The 1,064-nt window shown below is 69.5% G+C and carries 1 protein-coding gene; it reads right to left on the bottom strand.

Annotation, left to right across the window (positions count from 1 at the left end):
* A partial coding sequence (locus ACWD0F_RS52145; protein ID WP_449890609.1) for a DNRLRE domain-containing protein occupies positions 1-1,064 on the bottom strand: 1,064 nt, incomplete at both ends.

Consider the following 1,064-nt stretch of genomic DNA (forward strand, 5'->3'; position numbering starts at 1 on the left):
GCCGAGCTGGCCGGCGCGGTCCTTGCTGCGCACCGACAACACGTTGGGGCCGTCGTGACGCGGCGTCAGCGCGATCGTGGCGGCGCCGTCCGCGCCGGGGACGACCTCCGTCTTGGGCGTGGTGTCGAGGCCGTAGACGTAGGCGGCGACGTCGGGGACGCCGTTGGGCTCGAAGGTGAAGGTGCCCGCCAGGCCGAGGCCGTCCTTCCAGGCGTTCTCGGTGTACTGGGGCGAGCTCACGACCGGCTCCTTGCCGGGGGCGGTGGCGTCGATGGTGGCCTCGCACCAGGGGCTCCACGCGCTGCTGGCCTTGCCGTCCTCACCACGGGCCCGCCAGCGGATCAGCGCCCCGTCGGCATAGAGGCTCAGCGGGATCGTCGCGTAGAAGGCCGTGCCGGTCGAGCCCAGCGCGGTGACCTGCTCGCCCGCCTTCACCCCGGCCTCGTTGTACCACTCGAACCGGCCCTTGACCGAGTTGTCGACGTCCTTCAGCTTCGCCCACAACTTCGGCGTGGCGGTGCTGATGATCGGCCGGCCCTCACCCGAGACGCAGGGACCGCCCGGGTCCGACCACAGGTCCACGGCCACGGGGTCGACGGGCAGCGAGTTGTACTCGATCACGGCGGTCGGGTTGTTCTTGAACTTCTTCCACGCGTAGACGTCGCTCTCGCTGGTGGCGCGGATGCCGACGGTCATGGTGCTCCACTTCTTGGCGGCGGCGTCGGCGGCCCAGGAGGTGATGTCGAACTCGACGCCGCCGGGCAGGCAGGAGGCCCCCCAGCCCTTGGCCACGTTCACCGTGGAGAGCAGCCTCGTCCACGACGGCTGCTTGTTCCAGGTCGTGGTCTTGCTGATCGCGCCGGTCCCCCAGACCTCGACCTTGCGGGCACCGCACGAGTACGACCACGTCTCGTAGGTGCGCAACGTCGCCTTGATGATCTGCTTGCCGTGGATGGCCGAGCCCGTGGCCATCTGGAAGAACGAGCGGTTGGTCTGCGACTCGACGTGGCCGGCCCTGGCGACGTCGCTGGAGTTGAGATAGTTGGAGCTGGGCCAGTTGCTCC

It is taken from the genome of Nonomuraea sp. NPDC002799, assembly GCF_053592075.1.